Consider the following 18,596-nt stretch of genomic DNA (forward strand, 5'->3'; position numbering starts at 1 on the left):
AGCCGCCCACCTACCCAATGGGGGAGTGGGCTTGCTCGCGAAAGCGGTGGGTCAGTCGCCATCGACATTGCCTGGCACATCGCCTTCGCGAGCAAGCCCGCTCCCACCGGGGTCACTGTTATCTGCCAGGAGATCTGCCATGCGCTACTGGATATCCGCATTCGCCCTGGGCGCAAGCCTGGGCACTGCTCACGCTGCCACCCTCGATCAACCTCAGACCAAAGCGCTGGCGCAGGAGGCTTACGTCTTTGCCTACGCCACCGTCGAGCACGACAAAGTGCTCAGCGCCATCGCCGCCAAACTGCCGTTCAACCGGCTCTACAGCGAGCCGCGATTGTTCGGGCCGCAGGACAACAAAGTGGTGTCGCCAAACAACGACACCTTCTACTCCCGCGCCTTGCTCGACCTGAGCGGCGAACCGGTAGTGCTGGACGTGCCAGCGGTGGAAGGTCGCTATTACAGCTTCCAACTGGTCGACATGCGCACTGACAACCTCGACTACATCGGCACCCGCGCCACGGGCAGCCAGGCGGGACGCTATCTGATTGCCGGGCCGGACTGGCAGGGCCCGACACCAAAGGGTTTCAGCGGCGTGATTCGCTCGCCGAGTCGCCTGGTGTTTCTGCTCGGGCGTACCGAAGTCAAAGGCGAAGCCGATCAGAAAGACGCGGCGAAGGTGATGATGGGCTATGTGCTGCAACCGCTTTCCAGCGTGATGGGTGGCGCCGCGCCGGACCTGGCACCGCTGCGATTGCCGGCGTATCAAGACACCAAGCAAGGGCCGGCGCAGGCGCTGTTCAGCACGTTCAACGCACTGGCACCGCTGCATGAATGGACCCCCAGCGAGCGCGCCAAACTGCAACGCTTCGCAGCCATCGGCCTCACGCCCGGCGCCGCGTTTGCGCCACCGGCAGACTTGAGTGAAGCGATTGCCCAGGGCGCCGAGGCGGGTCGCGAGCAAGTCCGTGCGGCTTCAAGCAAAGTTTCGGTAGAACAGCAGGGCTGGTTTCGCTCCCCGGCCAATGTCGGCAAGTTCGGCGACGACGACCTGACGCGCGCCGCTGTCGCCTGGCGCTACATCTATGCCAACGATCCGGTTGAAGCGGTTTACCCGATGGCGTTGCACGATGCCCAAGGCGAGACGCTGGACGGCACCCACGCTTATCGCCTGCATTTCCCGGCCGGGCAGTTGCCACCGGTAAACGCCTTCTGGTCGTTGACGCTGTACGACAGCAGCAGCCAATTGCTCGCGGCCAATCCGATCCAGCGTTACGCCTTGGGCGACCGCAGCCCGGACTTGCACTACGACGCCGACGGCGGCCTGACCCTGATCCTGCAGCCCGCCGCACCGACGCAACAGCAAGGCAACTGGCTGCCGACGCCGCAAGGCCCGTTCAACCTGCTGCTACGCTTGTACCTGCCCAAGGCCGGGGCGCTGGATGGCAGCTATCAGTTGCCGACCATCGCGAGGATCGAGCCATGAACCTGACCGTCAGTCGTCGCCGGGTGCTCGGCGGCATGGGTGTACTTGGAGGAAGTTTGATGATTCCACGCTGGTTGTTGGCCGCGGACGTCGATGACGTGCGGAGCAATGCGCAGGAGGCCTGGATTTACGCCTACCCGATGCTCATGCATTACCAGACGATGGAAAAACAGCTGCTCAATCCTGCCGCGCCGGAGTACGTCGGCGGCTTTAATTGCTTCCGGCACTACAGCGAGTTGTACACCCCGAAGAACCGCGAAATCGTCACGCCGAACAACGACACGCCGTACTCGTGGGCCTGGCTCGACCTGCGCAGCGAACCGCAAGTGCTGAGCGTGCCGGCGGTCGACAAAGACCGTTATTACGTTCACCAGTTGGTCGACCAGTACACCCACAACTTTGGCTACGTCGGCGTGCTTAGCACCGGCCGCGAGGCCGGCGACTACCTGATCGCCGGGCCGGACTGGCAGGGTGCGACGCCGCCCGGGATCAAGGCCGTGCTGCGCAGCGAGACCGAGATCGTCATGGTGCTTGGACGGACCGGGTTGCGAAACGCCGATGACTTGCCAGCGGTGCGCGCTCTGCAGCAGCAATACCGTTTGCGTGCACTGCATGAATACACCGCCAGCCCGGCACCGGACGCGGCGCCCGTGATCGCTTGGCCGGCGTGGGACAGCAAGACTGGCTTGGGGCCGGATTTCATTGCCGTACTCAATCAGATCCTCACGCTGTGCCCGACGCAACCGTCAGAACAGGCGTTGCGTGCACGGTTCGCACGGATCGGCATCCTTGCGGGTGAGGCGTTCGAGGTGAATGGCTTATCGGCGCCAGTGCGGCAGGCATTGATCGACGGGATTCAGGCTGCGCAAGCGCAACTGAAAACGGCGGTGACCCAAGTGCGCACCACCCTCGGCCTGTTTGGCACACGCGAGGCGCTGCACGGCAACTACCTCAACCGCGCCGTCGCCGCCAATGTCGGTATTTATGGCAACAGTGTGGAGGAGGCGTTTTACACCGGTTCCCGACAGGACAACCAGGGCCAGCCGTTGCAGGGCGGTCGTCGTTACCAGCTGCACTTCGCGCCGGGGCAGTTGCCGCCGGTTACGGAGTTTTGGTCGTTGACGCTGTATGACTTGCCCGACCGGCAACTGGTGGCCAATTCGATTGATCGTTATTGCCTGAGCAGCCGCGACAGTTTGCAGGTGGATGCCGATGGCGGGGTGACGCTGGTGCTGCAGCCGTCGGTGCCACAAGCACCGAGCAACTGGTTGCCGACGCCGGCGAGCGGGGCGTTTACCCTGGTTTTGCGCTTGTATGGGCCGGGGCGAGAGGTGATTTCGCAGCAGTGGCGGATGCCGGCGGTTGAAGTGATTCCAGCGTAACTGGACAGCAAGCCTTCGCGAGCAAGCCCGCTCCCACACTGAATTTGTGAGCAACACAGATCCAGTGTGGGAGCGGGCTTGCTCGCGAAGGACGCGACGCGGTCTTAAGGCGTCACGATATTGAACTGCGGACTGAAACTGTCCAGGCTCCCCAGCAATTCTCCAAGCTTCTTGCCGTTGCCCTGCACTTTAACCAACCCTTTCTGCATCGCCGTCGGAAAATCCAGCTGCGTCAGGCTGATCTGTTCCAGCGTCGCCTTGCTCAGCGTCACACTGGCATCCGCCGCCGGATTCAGCCCCGTGCGATGCGTCAACACACCATTGCGCAAGGTCAGGTTGAAATCCTTGTGCTGATCGTCGAACGTCCAGTTCAGCGTCAGGTCATGACCCACGGCCTTTTCGCTGTCGAGCCGAATCGCCAGGTAATCGAAGAACATGTCTGGCGTCATCGCCCGCACCATGTCCACCGACACCGAACTGCCGGCATGCTGCGGCACGCCATTGCGCAGTTCCATCGCCCCGGTCAGGTACATGTTGCGCCAGGTCGCGTTCTCGCTTTGATAGCCCAGCTGCTCCAGCGCATCCGCCTGGGCGCTGCGGCCCGGGGCGTTGTCGGGCTCGGCGAAGATCAATTGATTGCCCAACTGCGCAGCCCAGCGGTAATCACCCTTGGCCATCGCCGCGCGGATTTTTTCGACGACCGCCGCACCACCACCCATGGCCTCGACCATGCGTTTGGCGGTGTCCACTGGCGGCAGCGGATTGAGGTTGGCCGGGTTGCCGTCGTAGAACCCCATGTAGCGCTGGTACACCGCCCGCGAGTTGTGGCTCAGCGAGCCGTAGTAACCACGGGTGTACCATTTCTGGTCGAGATCGCCCGGCAGCTTCTGCATGTTCTCGGCGATTTCCATCGGCGTCAGGCCCTGGTTCAACAGGTGTAAGGTCCGGTCGTTGAGAAACGCGTACATGTCACGCTGATCGGCCAGGAACGTTCGAATGCGCTCGCCACCCCAGGTCGGCCAGTTGTGCTGGGCAAACAGCACGTCGCTCTTGTCGCCGTAACGCGCCAGGCTACTGTCGAGATATTGCGCCCAGGCCTTGGCATCACGCACTTGCGCGCCGCGCGGCGTGAGGATGTTGTGCATCATTTGCGTCGCGTTTTCGGCCATGCACAAGGCACGCAATTGCGGCAGATAGAGGTTCATTTCCGACGGCGCTTCGGTGCCCGGCGTCAGCTGGAACTCGACGTCGATACCGGCGATGGTGCGGGTTTCCAGTTCCTGGCTGATCAGGTCGGTGGGCTCGATCAGAGTAATGGTGCCACCGGTGGGCAAGCTCTTGCCCATGCCCGAGTCGACCTGGCCTTTCTCGCCACGCGGCAGCAGGCTGCCGAACTGGTACTGCGCACGGCGGCTCATGGCGTTGCCGGCGTACACGTTCTCGCTCATCACGTGTTCCATGAACCCGGCTGGCGCGAACACTTTGACCTTGCCGGCCTTGACGTCTGCCTCATCGATCACCCCGCGCACCCCGCCGAAATGGTCGACGTGGGTGTGGCTGTAAATCACCGCCACCACCGGTTTTTGCGGACGATTGGCGTAGTACAGCGCCAGGGCCGCCTTGGCGGTTTCCGCCATGGTCAGCGGGTCGATGATGATCAGGCCGTCGTCACCTTCGATGATCGTCATGTTCGCCACGTCGAAACCGCGCACCTGATAGATCTTCGGGCTGACTTCGAACAGACCGGCGTGCGCACTGAGCTGTGCCAGGCGCCACAGGCTCGGGTTGACCGAGGCCGGTGACTGATCCTTGTCGAGGAAATCATAGGCGCCGATGTCCCAGATGACCTTGCCGGACGGGTCCTTGACCTGGCCTTTGAACGGCGCGATCAAGCCGCGACTGACCGATTCGAAATCGGTGCGGTCACTGAAAGGCAGGTGTTGCAACACCGCCGAGTTGTTCGTGGCCGTGATGGAACTGGCGTTGGCCGGCTCATCCACGGCGTACACCGGGTGCGTCAGGCACGCGGTGATCAGGCAGGCCAGCAGGCCACGAGGGCTCAAAATGAAACGAGGCATGAAGTCTCCGTTTTTTATCGTTATGGTTAAGCCAGCCTCAAGGGTAGGGCGCCGGCCAGGCGCGCCAGCAATCGTCAACGGACAAAAACCATGCAAGGCCGCTATCCTTGCCTCTCGTTTCTCAAACGGATTTGCCCATGCTTCAGGTTCAAGGTGTCTTCAAAAGTTACGCCACCCCGCAAGGTCCGCTGCCGGTGCTGCAAGGCATCGACCTGACCTTGAAAAACGGCAGCAGCCTGGCGTTGATGGGCGAGTCGGGCAGCGGCAAAAGCACCTTGCTGCACTTGATCGCCGGGCTCGACAAGGTCGATCAAGGCAGCATCCGCAGCGGTGAATATCGGCTGGACCAAATGAATGAAGGGCAACTGGCGAACTGGCGCCGGACCGAAATCGGCCTGGTGTTTCAGCAGTTCAACCTGATCGGCAGCTTGCGTGTCGAAGACAACCTGGCGTTTCAGGCACGTCTGGCCGGGCGGCACGATTCGCGTTGGCAGGCGCATCTGGTCAAGCGGTTGGGCCTGAGCGATGTGCTGCGGCGTTATCCCGAGCAGTTGTCGGGCGGGCAACAGCAGCGGGTTGCGCTGGGCCGCGCGCTGGCGTCGCGGCCGAAACTGCTGCTGGCCGACGAACCTACCGGCAGCCTCGACGAAGCCACCAGCGATGACGTGTTGAAGTTGCTGCTGGAACTGCTCGACGACAGCCCGACCACCTTGTTGATGGTCACGCACAGCCCCCGCGTTGCCGCGCGGCTGGCGGAAAAAGTGCTGCTGCACCGTGGCCGTCTGGCTGGCACGGACGAGCGCTGAGGTGCGGATTTTTCGTGAGACATTGCGCGCGCTGCTGAGCCATTGGCGTCAGCACCCGGTGCAGTTTTTCAGCGTGCTGACCGGGCTCTGGCTCGCCACCAGCCTGCTGACCGGGGTGCAGGCGCTCAACAGCCAGGCGCGGGACAGTTACGCGCGGGCCAGTCAGTTGATCGGCGGCGAACCGCAAGCCAGCCTCACTGCACCCAGCGGCGCGACCTTTGCCCAGGCGTTGTTTATCGACCTGCGTCGTGCCGGCTGGCCGGTGTCGCCGGTGTTGCAAGGCCGGTTGAACCTCCAGGGCCATGAAGGCCAGCGTCTGCAATTGATGGGCATCGATCCGGTAACGTTGCCGGCCGGTTCCGCCGTGGCCGGGCAGGCCCTGGCGATGGAGCGGGTTGTCGGGTTTTTCAGTCCGCCGGGCAGCACCTGGATTTCACCGCAGACCTTGCAGATGCTGGGTCTGCACGAAGGTGAACGACCGCTGAGCAGCACTGGCGTGGCGCTGCCGCCGCTGCACGCTGAAGCGGACATGGCCCCCGGCGTGTTGCTGGTGGACATCGGCTACGCCCAGCAGATTCTCGGCTTGCCGGAACAACTGTCACGCCTGCTGTTGCCGAAGGATTTCAGCGCGGCATTGCCCGATCAATACAAAGGCCAATTGCAGCTGAAAACCAGCGGCGAAGAAAACAACCTTTCGCGCCTGACCGAGAGCTTTCACCTGAACCTCGACGCCCTGGGTTTCCTCTCGTTCGTGGTCGGCCTGTTCATTGTTCACGCGGCCATCGGCCTGGCGCTGGAGCAACGCCGAGGCCTGCTGCGAACACTGCGCGCCTGTGGCGTCAGCGCGCGCCTGTTGATGACCTGTCTGGCGGTTGAACTCGGTGGTCTGGCGCTGCTCGGCGGCCTCGCGGGCGTGGTCAGTGGCTACCTGTTGGCCAGCGTATTGCTGCCGGATGTCGCCGCCAGTTTGCGCGGGTTGTACGGCGCCGAAGTGGCGGGGCAATTGAGCTTGAGCCCGTGGTGGTGGCTCAGCGGCATTGGCCTGAGTGTGCTCGGCGCGTTGCTGGCCGGTGCCAACAGTTTGCTGCGGGCGGCGCGTTTGCCATTGCTGGCGCTGGCTGATCCGCAAGCCTGGCATCAGGCGCACGCGCGCTGGTTGCGGCGTCAGGGTTGGGTGGCGGTGATCGCGGTGGGCATTGCACTGAGTGCGTTGATTTGGGGTGACAGCCTGGCCAGCGGTTTTGTCTTGATGGCCGCGCTGTTGCTCGGCGCGGCACTGGCGTTGCCGGTGGTGCTCAATGGCGTGTTGAACCTGCTGTTGCAGCGCAGCCACTCGGTGCTCGGCCAATGGTTTGTCGCCGATTGCCGCCAGCAATTGCCGGCGTTGAGCCTGGCGTTGATGGCGCTGCTGCTGGCGCTGGCGGCGAACATCGGTGCCGGCAGCATGACCTCGGGTTTTCGCCAGACCTTCAGCGACTGGCTCGAACCGCGGCTGACCGCCGAGCTGTATATCAACCCGCAAAACCCGGCGCAGGCCCGCGAGTTGAATGCCTGGCTCAAACAGCAGCCTTCAGTGACCGCCGTGCTGCCTAGCTGGCAGGTGTCGATCCAGTTGCAAGGCTGGCCGGCGGACGTGTTTGGCGTGATCGATCACCCGACCTATCGCCAGCACTGGCCATTGCTCGAAGCCGTCGGCGACAACCCCTGGGAGCGCTTGGCCAAGGACGACGCACTGATGCTCAGCGAACAACTGGCGCGGCGTCTGAAAGTGCGTCTCGGTGACCGTTTGACCATTCCCACGCCGGGCGGCAACTGGTCGCCGCGCATCGTCGGCATCTACGCCGACTATGGCAACCCCAAGGGCCACCTGCTGGTCAATTACAACCATTTGCTGCGCGGCTGGCCGCAACTGACGCCCAACCGTTTCAACCTGCGCATTGAGCCGGCGTTGATTCCGGTTTTCTTGAAAACCCTGCAAGCACGCTTTGCGCTGGATGACAGCCGCATTGTCGATCAGGCGCGGCTGAAGGGTTGGTCGACGCAAGTCTTCGAACGCACTTTCGCCGCCACCGCCGCGCTCAACAGCCTGACCTTGTGTGTCGCGGGCGTGGCACTGTTCATCAGCCTGTTGACCCAAAGCCAAAGCCGACTTGGGCAACTCGCGCCGCTGTGGGCGCTGGGCGTAACGCGACGCCAGTTGATGCTGCTCAACCTCGGGCAAACCTGGTTGCTGGCGGTGTTAACGCTGGTGCTGGCGCTGCCGCTGGGGATCGCCCTGGCGTGGTGCCTGGACGCGGTGATAAACGTCCAGGCCTTCGGCTGGCGCCTGCCGTTGCGGCTGTTTCCGTTGCAACTGTTGCAATTGATGGGGCTGGCGCTGATCGCGACATTGCTGGCCTCGGCGTGGCCCCTGTACTCGCTGTACCGCACGCAACCGGCGGACTTGCTCAGGACGTTTGCACATGGGGATTAAGGTTTGCCTGGCACTGGTGCTGCTGCTTTTAGCCGGCTGCGACAACTCGACGCCCGTTGAGAAGGGCTTCGCCGGTTTGGGCAGCGAGGCCGCTGCGTTCACGCCGGTGGTGCCCGGTCGAGTGTTCAGCTTCCCGGCGGATCATGGGCCGCATGACGGTTTTCGCATCGAATGGTGGTACGTCACCGCCAATCTCAAGGACGCTCAGGGTCGCGAGTTCGGCGTGCAATGGACGCTGTTTCGCAGTGCGTTGAAAGCGACGCCCGAGGTCGCGGGCTGGGGCAACCAGACGCTCTGGCTCGGGCATGCGGCGGTGACGTCCGCGACGTCTCATCATGCCGCCGAACGTTACGCCCGGGGTGGCATCGGGCAGGCGGGCGTGAGCCTCGCACCGTTCGCCGCGTGGATTGATGACTGGCGTTTCAGCAGTCAGGCGGCCGACCCTTTGACCGACCTGCAACTGAGCGCGCGAGGCAAGGATTTCAGCTATCAACTGCGCCTGACCTCCACGCGGCCGTTGGTATTGCAGGGCGACAAGGGTTTCAGCCAGAAGTCCGAACAAGGCCAGGCGTCGTACTACTACAGCCAGCCGTTTTTTCAGGCCGACGGCACAGTGGACATCGACGGTAAACGCTATGAAGTCAGCGGTCCGGCGTGGCTTGATCGCGAGTGGAGCAGCCAGCCGCTGGCTGCCAATCAAAGCGGTTGGGACTGGTTCTCCCTGCACCTGGACAGCGGCGAACAGGTGATGCTTTTCCGCCTGCGGCAACAGGACGGCGCGCCTTACATCACCGGCACCTGGATCGACGCCCAAGGCCAGACGCAACTACTGCACGCCGACGACATCCGCCTGACCCCGCAAGACACCGCCAAGGTCGCCGGACGGTCGATGCCGGTGCGTTGGTCGATCAAAATTCCCGGCAAACACCTCGACATCACCCTCAACGCCCTCAACCCCAACGCCTGGATGGATTTGCGCATTCCCTATTGGGAAGGACCGGTGCAATTCGACGGGGGCACGGGCTACCTGGAAATGACCGGTTATTGAGTCGGAACTCTCGGCGTCGCCACGTCCTCCTACGTAATGAAGCCCGTTCACAGGAGCCCGCCATGAGCGACGACCTCACCCTGCCGGACCTTGCCGCGTGGCAACGCTTGTTCGACGACAAGGCCTACTGGCAGCAATCCCCCGACGCCCACTACAGCGAACTGCTGCGGCTGGCCGACGACTTGCTGGGGCAGGGCGCCATTGACCTCGAGCAGTGGCAGGCCCTGAAGGACAAGGCCGAGCAATCCCACAAGGACTCGCCCGCCGTAAACGTCGCCCAAGCGGTTGACGATCCCGATGCCTGAGGAGACCCGAGATGAAACCCGATTCCGAACACCCTGACGAACCCCGGCCACCGGGCGAAGTCGAGCGCGACAACGATGCTTTGCGCCCCACCGATCCCAACCGGCGCAAGGACAGCGGCAAAGGCACCGACAGCGGTGAATCCACCGCGCAAGAAACAGCCAACACTCCCTGAACAGCGTCTATGCTCAGTGGCACGGTCGGCGCTGACCTGCGCGCCAGCGCTGACTGCTGCCATCTATTAACAGGGAAAGCATTACTTATGAAACTCCACGCACTGACGAAAGCCATCACCCTCGCGACGTTGCTGTCGGCCGCCAGCCTGAGCGCCATGGCGGCGGACATTCCATTGTCTGAGGCCGTGGAGGCTGATCAGGTGACCGCCAGCGTCGTTTCGGTCGATGCTGCCAATCACCAAGTCGTTCTGAAAGGCCCGGAAGGTCGTGAAGTCCATGTGCAACTGACTGACCAGGCAAAAGACCTGAACCATCTGAAAGCAGGCGATGAGGTCAAGGTCGATGTTCTCCATTCGGTCGCGGCTTACCTCGAAACTGATGTCAGTAAGGGCCTGCCAGGTGCTGTTGAACGCACCGGCGAAATTCGCGCCACTAAGGACAATCCCAACCCTGGGGGCGAAGCTTACCGCCAGATACAAGTTCAACTGAAAATCACCCACATTGATGTCAAAAACCACAAACTCACCTTCGAAAACCCGGCCGGCCAATCGAAAACCGTTGAGGTCGTCAGGCCGGAAGTGCAAGCCAAACTGAAGGATTTGAAGGTGGGGCAGGACGTTGTCGTGACCTATACCGACATTCTGAAAGTGACGACCCAACACTGAAGTTGAGCGTTAGCTCTATATATATTGGTTGTTCTTGTACAACTATTTGTACAAGAACAATCAGTTTGATGTCCGAAAGATAAGTTCAACTAATGGTATTAAGGACGACATTCAAGAGATGTTATTTCAGTAAATTTCTTTTGTTTAAGGCGCGGACATATTGCGCAACTTCCATTAAAATGCCTCCCGTTCGCCCAGTGTCAGGGCTCTTTACCGGTGCATGGATTGCCAGGCCATTACACTGGGCGAACACCTTTCAAGTGCGACACGCACCGGCGGCAAGGCGTTAACTTCGCGGCTTGTTTCAACGCCAGGACGACAACGGCAGCCGCCGTTCAGATACCAATCAAACCTTTCTCGCTTTCTATCCCTGGGCCTCTATTGGCAGCGGGTGAGTCGTGTGCTGGCCAACTATCCGACCCTCGGCACCCTTCACGAATGCAACAAACCGGTGCCGCGAGTGGTCACTGAAACAGTCGTGAAGCGCTCTGTGCGTCCGAATAATCCTGAAATGAAGTGAGAACGACATGAAAATCCTGATGGTTTTAACGTCCCACGATCAATTGGGTGACACCGGCAAGAAAACCGGGTTCTGGCTGGAAGAATTCGCCGCACCGTATTACGCCTTCAAGGAGGCCGGTGCGCAGCTGACGTTGGCCTCGCCCAAGGGCGGTCAACCACCGCTGGACCCGAAAAGTGACGAGCCGGACTCCCAGACAGACGAGACCAAGCGTTTTCGCATGGACTCCGCCGCCCAATCCGCGTTGGCCTCCACGGCGGTGCTGAGCACCGTGAGACCGGAAGATTACGACGCCGTGTTTTATCCCGGTGGCCATGGTCCGCTATGGGACCTGGCCGAGGACACCTATTCAATCGCGCTGATCGAGGCGTTCATCAAGGCCGGCAAACCGGTCGCGGCGGTCTGCCACGCACCGGGCGTGTTACGTCACGTCAAGGGTGAGGATGGTCAGGCGCTGGTCAAGGGCAAGCGTGTGACAGGGTTTACCAACACAGAGGAGGAGGCGGTGCAACTGACGAAGGTGGTGCCGTTTCTGGTGGAGGACATGCTGAAGCAGAAGGGCGGGGAGTATTCCAAGGGTGACGATTGGGCGAGCTACGTGGTGACTGACGGGTTGCTGATCACCGGGCAGAATCCGGCGTCTTCGAAGGCGGGTGCCGAGGCGTTGCTGGCCAAGCTCCGTTAAACCTGCAGCAGCTGGCGCAACGTGCTGCGCCAGCTGCTACAGATTCACTTCCGGTTTTCAGAGCGCAAAACACGCCTCGATCGAACGCCGTTGCGTCTCGGCGTACAACCCCAGTTCATCAATCGTCGGCCGGCCAAGCGCCTGTTCAAACGCTTGCTGGTTTGAATGCACGCCGTAATGGGTTTGCGCCGCATCGCCCAGGTTCGACTGGAATATCCCCGCGGCACTCACCGGCAGAAAATCTTCATACACCAGCGGCTCGACCCGCAAATAGCCGGCGCTGAGCAATTCTTCCAGCGTCAACGATTTCAACGCGTCCGCGCCTTGGCCTTTTTCGGTGACGAAGTAGCGAAAGTACGCCAGCTCCTGTTGGCGCATGCCTTCATAGGTGTCAGGGAATTCGCCAAAGTGCTGCGTCATCAGCGCGTTGTAGCGCGCGGCATTGCTCTCATTGGGGAAGTCTTTCAACTCGTCACGCGCGGCGTTGAGCAAGCGGTCGTACAGCGCGCGGCCCTTGGGCGTCAGCGCAGCGCCCCGTTGCTCGATTTCACCGAAGCGCGCGCTGTGGCTGCCACGGGTCTGCGCTTGATCGGTGAACGCAATGGGCTCGTCCAGCGCCTTGAAACTGGTCTGGCGCAGCAGGATCGGGCACTGACGGCGTGGCGGGCCTTCGATCACCGCTTTGGGGGTGATGCCGTGGGCCGGCATTTGCGCCTGGACGATGTCGATGTCCAGGGTGCGCGGCGTCAGGTGATTGATGTGCGGGCCTTTGAACGCCACCACGTCGGCGATCAGCCGATGCTGGGCGCTCAGTTGCTGGTATTGCTCGACGGTGACGGTGGCGCTGTGGTGCCAGCGGAAGGTTTCCAGCGCCTGCTCGACGAAGTCCTGCGCTTGCTCTTCGGCAAGACCGCCCTCGGTTTCGGCGCGCTCGATCAGCTCAAGCGCTTTTGCAGTGAAGATCTGGCGTTTATCCAGGACCGATTGAGCGAAACTGCGCAGTTCCCGGTCTTCGATCAATTCCAGACGCAGCAGCGAGGTAAACACCCGGAACGGGCTGACCTGCAACGCCGCTTCGTGTGCCGCGCGGAACGCAGTGGAATGCACCGGCACGCCGGCGGGCGTCAGGTCGTAGTAACCGACCGGCTGCATGCCCATCACCGCGAACAGGCGGGCGAGGGTCGCCAGTTCCGCCGCCGTGCCGACGCGGATCGCGCCGTGACGTTCGAGGTCGAGCCGCTCGATTTCGCCGGTGCTGTCGAGCTGCCGGGCGATCTGCGGCTCGCTGTCGAGTACGTGGCGGTTGGTTTTCTCCACCAGCTCCAGCAGCGCACCGTACAGCGGCACTTCTTCGCGGTACATGTCGGACATCGCTTTGGAAAAGCGTTGGCGGATCAGGTCAGGGCTGACGAAGCTCGGGTGGCTCATGAAGAATTCCTGGCGCGGTGACGTAAAGGATGTGCGAAAAGATCGCAGCCTTCAGCGGCGCCGACAAACGAAGAATCTTACGGACTTCATTCTGCCAAGGACTGCTTAACCCATCCCGTAGCCACTGCCCCCTCACCACAGGTCACCTGCTACACCAAGGGGCGGTGGTTAGAGGACAGAACGGCTCTCCGAACGCAGCGACCCCAGAAACTCGCGGTACAGCCGCGCCGTATTCGCCGGTTGTTCAACCATCGGCATGTGCCCGATGTGATCCCAAATATGTACCCGCAAATCGACAATGCCTTTGCTCCAGACCGCCACGCTGCTGACATCGATCAAGCGGTCCTTGTGGCCCCAGAGCAACAGTGCCGGGCACTTGATGTCGGCGAGTCGCGGTTCCATCGGCGGGCTGGCGTGGAAGTCCTTGAAGATTTCTTCCAGCTCCTCGCGATTCTGTTCGTAGCGCTGGGCAATCGCGTCCAGCACCACGCCGGGCACCCAAGGTGGTTCGGCCATGGTCATGGCGTAGAAGCGGCGGAATTCCTCCCGTGAATGGATCAGGAACGGGTTGTGCCCCTTGGCCAACTGGCGCTCCATGTCGCTGGCTTCGGGCGCCGTCACGCCGGCCGGGTCGATCAGCGCCACCGAGGCCACCCGGTCCGGGTAGGTGGCCGCCAGCCATGCCGCGATATAGCCGCCCATCGAGTTGCCGATCACGTGCACTTTGTCGACGCCGCAAACATCCAGCAGCTGAATGATGCGTTTGGCTTGCAGCGGGATGTCATAGCCGCCACCGGCCTTGAACCCGGTTTCACCGTGGCCGGCGATGTCGGGAATGATCACCCGGTAATTGCCGACGAAGTGCCGGGCGAAACGCAGCCAGAGGTTTTTGTCGGCGCTGTAGCCGTGCAGCATCAGTACGCTGCTGGAGGCTTCATACGGCCCGCCTTGCCAGGTCGAGACGGTCATCTCGTTGATCGGCACGACAATTTTGTGCAACCGATACAACTTGGCTTCTATGGCCATGCTCCAGTCATAGATCCAATAACCGATGGCCGGGTAGCTCAACCAGCTCCAGGCCACGAACACCGCGATGAGGACAACTAGCACGAGCATCGGACGACTTCCTTTTACGTGTTCAGGACAAAATGTGGTCTGCGGGTTTCAGTGCCCGGGTCAACCGGTGGTAGCTGAAACTGAACCCCGGAAACATGGCGATCACATGACCGCTCTTGCTTTGATACCAACTGTGGCAGCCGCCGGACTTCCATACCGTGCGCTCCATCTCTCGATGGATCATTTCAGTGTAGGTACGTTCCGCCTCGGGGCGAACTTCGATGCTGCGTAAACCCTGTTTTTTCAGGGTGCGGATGCAGTCGAGGATGTAATTCATCTGCGACTCGATGATGAACAGCGCCGAGGTGTGGCCGATTCCGGTGTTGGGCCCGGTGACGATAAACAGATTGGGGAACTCCGGCAGGCTGGTGCCCAGGTACGCGCGCGGGTATTGCGCCCAGACGTCTTTGAGCTGCGTGCCCTGACGACCGGTCACCGGATAGGAAATCACCCCGTCGGTGGCGTCGTAACCGGTGGACCAGACGATCAGGTCCAGGTCGATGTGTTGGCCGTCCTGGGTGAGGATGCCGGTTTCATCGATGGACTTGATCCCCTGTTCGCGACTGTGCAGCGTCACGTTGGGGCGGCTCAGCGTCGGGTAATAGGTGCTGGACACCAGCACGCGTTTGCAGCCGATGGTGAAGTCCGGGGTTAACTTGCGGCGCAGTTCAGGGTCCGGCACCTGGCGTTTGAGCAAGCGCAGGGCCTGCTGCTGCACGAGATGAATCGCCGGCCTGGAATATTTGAACGCGATGACCCGGGTCTCGAACTGCCAGTAAATCATCCAGCGCAGCAGCTTGTAGGCGGGCTTCAACCCGAGCAGCCAGCGCTGGAACGGCCCGAAGACCCGATCTGCCCGAGGCAACACCCAGTGCGCGGTGCGTTGAAACACATGCAAATGCTCGACATCCGGCGCAATCACCGGGATGACCTGCGCCGCACTGGCGCCACTGCCGACAATCGCCACGCGTTTATGCCGATAGTCGTAGGCGTGATCCCAATTGTTCGTGTGAAAAGTCTTGCCCTGAAAGCGCTCGATGCCGTCGAAGTGCGGGATGACCGGTTGGCTCAGCGGCCCGGTGGCGTTGATCAGGAACTGCGCGTAGAACGTGCCTTTGCTGGCGGTGTGCACGGCCCAGCGCTTGGCATCGTCGTCCCATTCGATGTGTTCGACATTGGCGTTCAGCTGCACTTTGTCGCGCAAGCCGAATTGCTCCACCACATGTTGGGTGTAGCGGTGCAGCTCGGCCTGGCCGGCGAACATCTGCGTCCAGCGATAAGGCGCGAACGACAGCGAATAGAGCGGCGAGGGCACGTCGACCGCGGCGCCGGGGTAGGTATTCTGGCACCAGGTGCCACCGAAAAAGTCCCGCCGCTCCAGCAAAAGGAAATCGTCGATGCCGGCCTTGAGCAAGTTGACCGCCGCGCACTGACCGCCAAAACCGCTGCCGATGATCAACACCTGAAAAGTCTGCATGAGCCTCCTGTTGATCGTTGTCTAGCGAACCCTCCTTTCATGTATAGCCAAACATTGCGCACAACAGAAGCGCCGATGACCGGGTATTCAGGCTGCCCGTCGGTGATGGCTATTTAACGTTGCCCTGATAGACTCCAGACACATCCGACCACCCCGGTGTTTGCAGATTTCTTTCAGCGGTGCAGAGGCCCCCATGGGCAAAACGGCAAAAAAGGGACTTTCATTGGCCAGGAGGCTTTACACGTCGAGAACCCTGGGCCTGACCCTTGGTTTATTGTGCGTGGGCGCTGCGATGTACCCGCTCGATCCGGCGCCCTGGGTCTGGGCGTTGATGCTGTTCAACGGCATTCTCTGGCCGCATCTGGCTTACCAATGGGCGCGGCGGTCCGAGCGCCCTTATCACGCCGAATACCGTAATTTGCTGGTCGATGCCTTTCTCGGCGGCTTCTGGGTCGCCGCCATGCAATTCAACCCGCTGCCCAGCGCCGTAACGCTGTCGATGATGACCATGAATAACGTGGCCCTTGGCGGCTTGCGTTTCCTGCTGCTAGGCGCGGTCGCGCAAGTGCTCGGGCTCGGCGTCGGCCTGCTGGTCTTCAGCCCCGCGTTCATTGCGCAAACCAGCCCGTTGCAGCTGTATGCCTGCCTGCCACTATTGGTCCTGTACCCGTTGGCGCTGGGCTGGATCTGCTTCCGTCAAGCCACCACCCTTGGCCGCCACAAGCGTGAACTGCTGGCCCTCAGCCGTACCGACAGCCTCACCGGCCTGCTCAATCACGGCGCGTGGAAGGATCAACTCGAGGTCGAATACCTGCGCTGCCAACGCCAGCAGCAGGGCGGGGCGATTGCGCTGATCGATATCGACCATTTCAAAAGCATCAACGACACCTACGGTCACGTCGCCGGGGATATCGTGCTGCGCCAACTGAGCAAGATGCTCAAGCAGAACCTGCGCGCCACCGACGTCGCCGGGCGTTATGGCGGCGACGAGTTCTGCGTGATCCTGCCGGACATGCCGCTGAGCAGCGCCGCTGCCGCCATGGAAGCCTTGCGCGACCGCTTCGTCACCTTGGGTTATGAGCAGAGCCCGGCGTTGAAGGTGAGCCTGAGCATAGGCCTGGCCGCCTTCAATCCGGCACACGCCGAGGCGACGTTGTGGCTTAACGATGCCGACCAGGCGCTGTATGAGGCCAAGACCACCGGCCGAAATCGGGTCATCTGCCGCACCGGTGGCAAGCCGTCTCGCCAATTGCTCGATTCGGTGTGAAGAGCGCGCAACACATGCTGCTGATCGTTCCCATGCGACGCCGGGGACGATCAACTTGCGGCGCACAACTTTTCAAGACGTTTCCTACAACGTACCCTGTTGCCGCGTTTTGGTATCGACCCCTATAGTTCGGGCTCGCGGAAAACTCCGCGAACGACCTTGGCCGGTCGGGCACTCAAAACGCATCAGCGTCATTGTTCAGGCATTTCCATGTCTGGATATCGTGTTATGGCGGCTGTGCGCGGGACACCTTCGGGTGTGCCGGATTGATGGGTGCCGGTCGGCCAACCCGTTCACAGCTGCCACCTTTTCGCTTGGCCGCGATTGGTGGAAGTTCTTTCTGGAGCTATACCCATGTTCGACCAAGTCATGCCCCGCTTCCTTCCCCTCGACACCTACGACGCCGAAAAACCGGTGCTCTTCATCAATACCCACAGCGAACTCAGCGACCTTGCCGCGTGTGCGGCGCACCGCTTCACGGTGGTCCGCGATCTGGCGGACACGTTGTCCAGCCTTGGCTTGAAAGGTATTTCAGACTGCGATCTGACGCGCGTGACCGGGGCGGTGCATCTGCTGATGCGCGAAGGGTGCGCGATTCTGGATGTGATCCAGGCGCGGGCGTTGCAGCGGGAGGAGGGGTTCAAAACGGCTGTCTAGCAGTGTTTGAGCTGGCGCCTTCGCAGGCAAGCCAGCTCCCACAAGGGATCATGTGTTGATCACACAATGCAGGTTCAACCGAGATCCACGGTGGGAGCGGGCTTGCTCGCGAAGGCGTTCCGACGAAGGCGTCCTGCCTCACCCCATCACTCTTTAACGCGCATGAACTCTTCCGCCCACCGAATGTAATCCTCAGGCTGCGTGTACGTATGCGTCAGCTCCGTCGCGCTCAAGTCCGAGGCCTGGGTGAAGATCTGCCGCTGCTCGCGCAGGCTGTCGTACGTCGCTTTGATCGCGGCAAAGTAAGCGCCGTGACCGTCAATGGTCACGCGCACGCCCAATTCAGCCAGGCGCTTGTCATCGCGCAGCGCCGGGTTGCCGTAAGTCACCAGCATCAGCGGCACGCTCAGGTGTTCGGCGATTTTTTCCAGTTGGTCGAAATCCTGCACCCCGACCATGCAGATCCCGTCTGCGCCGGCCTGCTGGTATTGCTGGGTGCGGCTGATGATTTCCTGGATCGGCAGGATGCCGGCGTTGGTGCGGGCGATGATCGCCATCTCCGGGTCGACCCGGGCTTCGAGCGCCGCGCGAATCTTGCCGACGCCTTCGGCGACACCGATCAGGTCGGTGGATTTACGGCCGAATTGCGCCGGCAGCAAGGTGTCTTCGATGGTCAGGGCGGCGATGCCGGCGCGTTCCAGTTCGACGATGGTGCGCATCACGTTCAGCGCGTTGCCGTAGCCGTGGTCGGCGTCGGCGATGACCGGTAATTGGGCCACGCGGCCGATGCGAGTGGCCTGCTCGGCGAACTCGCTGAGGGTGATCAAGGCGAAATCGGGGGCGCCCAATACCTGCAGCGACGCAACCGAACCACCGAGGATCCCCACTTCAAAACCAAGGTCCGCGGCGATGCGCGCCGACATCGGGTCGAACACCGAGGCGGTGTGGTAGCAGGTATTGGAAGCGAACAGTTCGCGAAAGTTACGGCGCAAGTCTTGATGGGAAAGCCTGGTCATATGAGTTCCACCACTG

At 61.6% G+C, this 18,596-nt stretch carries 16 protein-coding genes; 11 read left to right on the forward strand and 5 right to left on the reverse strand.

Annotation, left to right across the window (positions count from 1 at the left end; all coding sequences use genetic code 11):
• The first annotated feature begins 139 nt into the window (after positions 1-139).
• A complete protein-coding gene (locus ACQKP4_RS03520) occupies positions 140-1,483 on the forward strand; it encodes a DUF1254 domain-containing protein (protein WP_427630448.1) in 1,344 nt (447 codons plus the stop codon).
• Positions 1,480-2,865 carry a DUF1254 domain-containing protein gene (locus tag ACQKP4_RS03525; protein ID WP_427630450.1) on the forward strand — a complete coding sequence of 462 codons (1,386 nt, stop codon included), beginning with the start codon at positions 1,480-1,482 and terminating at the stop codon, positions 2,863-2,865. The genes ACQKP4_RS03520 and ACQKP4_RS03525 overlap by 4 nt, the downstream gene beginning before the upstream one ends.
• Before the next feature lie 104 nt (positions 2,866-2,969).
• On the opposite strand, the gene ACQKP4_RS03530 is transcribed toward ACQKP4_RS03525, so the two are convergent.
• Positions 2,970-4,943 carry an alkyl/aryl-sulfatase gene (locus ACQKP4_RS03530; RefSeq protein ID WP_427630452.1) on the reverse strand — a complete coding sequence of 658 codons (1,974 nt, stop codon included), beginning with the start codon at positions 4,941-4,943 and terminating at the stop codon, positions 2,970-2,972.
• Between the two features lie 137 nt (positions 4,944-5,080).
• Here ACQKP4_RS03530 and ACQKP4_RS03535 point away from each other — a divergent pair, with 137 nt between their 5' ends.
• The 7 genes from ACQKP4_RS03535 (at position 5,081) to ACQKP4_RS03565 (ending at position 11,619) form a co-directional block, all read left to right on the forward strand.
• On the forward strand, positions 5,081-5,749 hold the full coding sequence (locus ACQKP4_RS03535; RefSeq protein WP_427630453.1) for an ABC transporter ATP-binding protein: 669 nt from the start codon (positions 5,081-5,083) through the stop codon (positions 5,747-5,749).
• A 1-nt stretch (position 5,750) separates the two neighbouring features.
• Positions 5,751-8,222: an FtsX-like permease family protein gene (locus tag ACQKP4_RS03540; protein WP_427630455.1), complete on the forward strand. Its 2,472-nt coding sequence runs from the start codon at positions 5,751-5,753 to the stop codon at positions 8,220-8,222.
• Positions 8,212-9,270, forward strand: a complete 1,059-nt coding sequence (locus ACQKP4_RS03545; RefSeq protein WP_427630457.1) for a lipocalin-like domain-containing protein — start codon at positions 8,212-8,214, stop codon at positions 9,268-9,270. The genes ACQKP4_RS03540 and ACQKP4_RS03545 overlap by 11 nt, the downstream gene beginning before the upstream one ends.
• 62 nt (positions 9,271-9,332) lie before the next feature.
• Positions 9,333-9,575, forward strand: a complete 243-nt coding sequence (locus ACQKP4_RS03550) for a hypothetical protein (protein ID WP_427630459.1) — start codon at positions 9,333-9,335, stop codon at positions 9,573-9,575.
• An 11-nt stretch (positions 9,576-9,586) separates the two neighbouring features.
• Positions 9,587-9,748, forward strand: a complete 162-nt coding sequence (locus ACQKP4_RS03555) for a hypothetical protein (RefSeq protein ID WP_427630461.1) — start codon at positions 9,587-9,589, stop codon at positions 9,746-9,748.
• 87 nt (positions 9,749-9,835) lie between these two features.
• Entirely contained in the window at positions 9,836-10,414 is a 579-nt protein-coding gene (locus ACQKP4_RS03560) for a hypothetical protein (RefSeq protein WP_427630568.1), read from the forward strand.
• A 527-nt stretch (positions 10,415-10,941) separates the two neighbouring features.
• On the forward strand, positions 10,942-11,619 hold the full coding sequence (locus tag ACQKP4_RS03565; protein WP_427630463.1) for a type 1 glutamine amidotransferase domain-containing protein: 678 nt from the start codon (positions 10,942-10,944) through the stop codon (positions 11,617-11,619).
• Between the two features lie 57 nt (positions 11,620-11,676).
• Here ACQKP4_RS03565 and hglS read toward each other — a convergent pair whose 3' ends face one another.
• The 3 genes from hglS to ACQKP4_RS03580 form a co-directional block, all read right to left on the reverse strand.
• On the reverse strand, positions 11,677-13,047 hold the full coding sequence (gene hglS, locus ACQKP4_RS03570) for a 2-oxoadipate dioxygenase/decarboxylase HglS (RefSeq protein WP_427630465.1): 1,371 nt from the start codon (positions 13,045-13,047) through the stop codon (positions 11,677-11,679).
• A 168-nt stretch (positions 13,048-13,215) separates the two neighbouring features.
• Positions 13,216-14,163, reverse strand: a complete 948-nt coding sequence (locus tag ACQKP4_RS03575) for an alpha/beta fold hydrolase (RefSeq protein ID WP_427630467.1) — start codon at positions 14,161-14,163, stop codon at positions 13,216-13,218.
• A gap of 22 nt (positions 14,164-14,185) precedes the next feature.
• Entirely contained in the window at positions 14,186-15,640 is a 1,455-nt protein-coding gene (locus ACQKP4_RS03580) for a flavin-containing monooxygenase (protein ID WP_427630469.1), read from the reverse strand.
• 193 nt (positions 15,641-15,833) lie between these two features.
• Between ACQKP4_RS03580 and ACQKP4_RS03585 the strand changes: the two genes are divergently transcribed.
• Positions 15,834-16,907, forward strand: a complete 1,074-nt coding sequence (locus ACQKP4_RS03585; RefSeq protein WP_427630471.1) for a diguanylate cyclase — start codon at positions 15,834-15,836, stop codon at positions 16,905-16,907.
• Positions 16,908-17,261: 354 nt separating this feature from the next.
• Positions 17,262-17,564 (forward strand): hypothetical protein, encoded by a 303-nt coding sequence (locus ACQKP4_RS03590; RefSeq protein ID WP_427630473.1) that lies wholly within the window; start codon positions 17,262-17,264, stop codon positions 17,562-17,564.
• 146 nt (positions 17,565-17,710) lie between these two features.
• Here the strand turns inward: ACQKP4_RS03590 and ACQKP4_RS03595 are convergent, their stop codons facing one another.
• A complete protein-coding gene (locus ACQKP4_RS03595) occupies positions 17,711-18,580 on the reverse strand; it encodes an isocitrate lyase/PEP mutase family protein (protein ID WP_427630475.1) in 870 nt (289 codons plus the stop codon).
• Positions 18,581-18,596 lie beyond the last annotated feature (16 nt).

The sequence above is a fragment of the Pseudomonas sp. NPDC086278 genome, from assembly GCF_050280905.1.
Taxonomy (GTDB): Bacteria; Pseudomonadota; Gammaproteobacteria; order Pseudomonadales; family Pseudomonadaceae; genus Aquipseudomonas.

Coding starts and splice junctions, on each gene's coding strand:
- ACQKP4_RS03520 (WP_427630448.1), top strand. CDS start 140: ATGCGCTACTGGATATCCGCATTCGCCCTGGGCGCAAGCCTGGGCACT.
- ACQKP4_RS03525 (WP_427630450.1), top strand. CDS start 1,480: ATGAACCTGACCGTCAGTCGTCGCCGGGTGCTCGGCGGCATGGGTGTA.
- ACQKP4_RS03530 (WP_427630452.1), bottom strand. CDS start 4,943: ATGCCTCGTTTCATTTTGAGCCCTCGTGGCCTGCTGGCCTGCCTGATC.
- ACQKP4_RS03535 (WP_427630453.1), top strand. CDS start 5,081: ATGCTTCAGGTTCAAGGTGTCTTCAAAAGTTACGCCACCCCGCAAGGT.
- ACQKP4_RS03545 (WP_427630457.1), top strand. CDS start 8,212: ATGGGGATTAAGGTTTGCCTGGCACTGGTGCTGCTGCTTTTAGCCGGC.
- ACQKP4_RS03550 (WP_427630459.1), top strand. CDS start 9,333: ATGAGCGACGACCTCACCCTGCCGGACCTTGCCGCGTGGCAACGCTTG.
- ACQKP4_RS03555 (WP_427630461.1), top strand. CDS start 9,587: ATGAAACCCGATTCCGAACACCCTGACGAACCCCGGCCACCGGGCGAA.
- ACQKP4_RS03560 (WP_427630568.1), top strand. CDS start 9,836: ATGAAACTCCACGCACTGACGAAAGCCATCACCCTCGCGACGTTGCTG.
- ACQKP4_RS03565 (WP_427630463.1), top strand. CDS start 10,942: ATGAAAATCCTGATGGTTTTAACGTCCCACGATCAATTGGGTGACACC.
- hglS (WP_427630465.1), bottom strand. CDS start 13,047: ATGAGCCACCCGAGCTTCGTCAGCCCTGACCTGATCCGCCAACGCTTT.
- ACQKP4_RS03575 (WP_427630467.1), bottom strand. CDS start 14,163: ATGCTCGTGCTAGTTGTCCTCATCGCGGTGTTCGTGGCCTGGAGCTGG.
- ACQKP4_RS03580 (WP_427630469.1), bottom strand. CDS start 15,640: ATGCAGACTTTTCAGGTGTTGATCATCGGCAGCGGTTTTGGCGGTCAG.
- ACQKP4_RS03585 (WP_427630471.1), top strand. CDS start 15,834: ATGGGCAAAACGGCAAAAAAGGGACTTTCATTGGCCAGGAGGCTTTAC.
- ACQKP4_RS03590 (WP_427630473.1), top strand. CDS start 17,262: ATGTTCGACCAAGTCATGCCCCGCTTCCTTCCCCTCGACACCTACGAC.
- ACQKP4_RS03595 (WP_427630475.1), bottom strand. CDS start 18,580: ATGACCAGGCTTTCCCATCAAGACTTGCGCCGTAACTTTCGCGAACTG.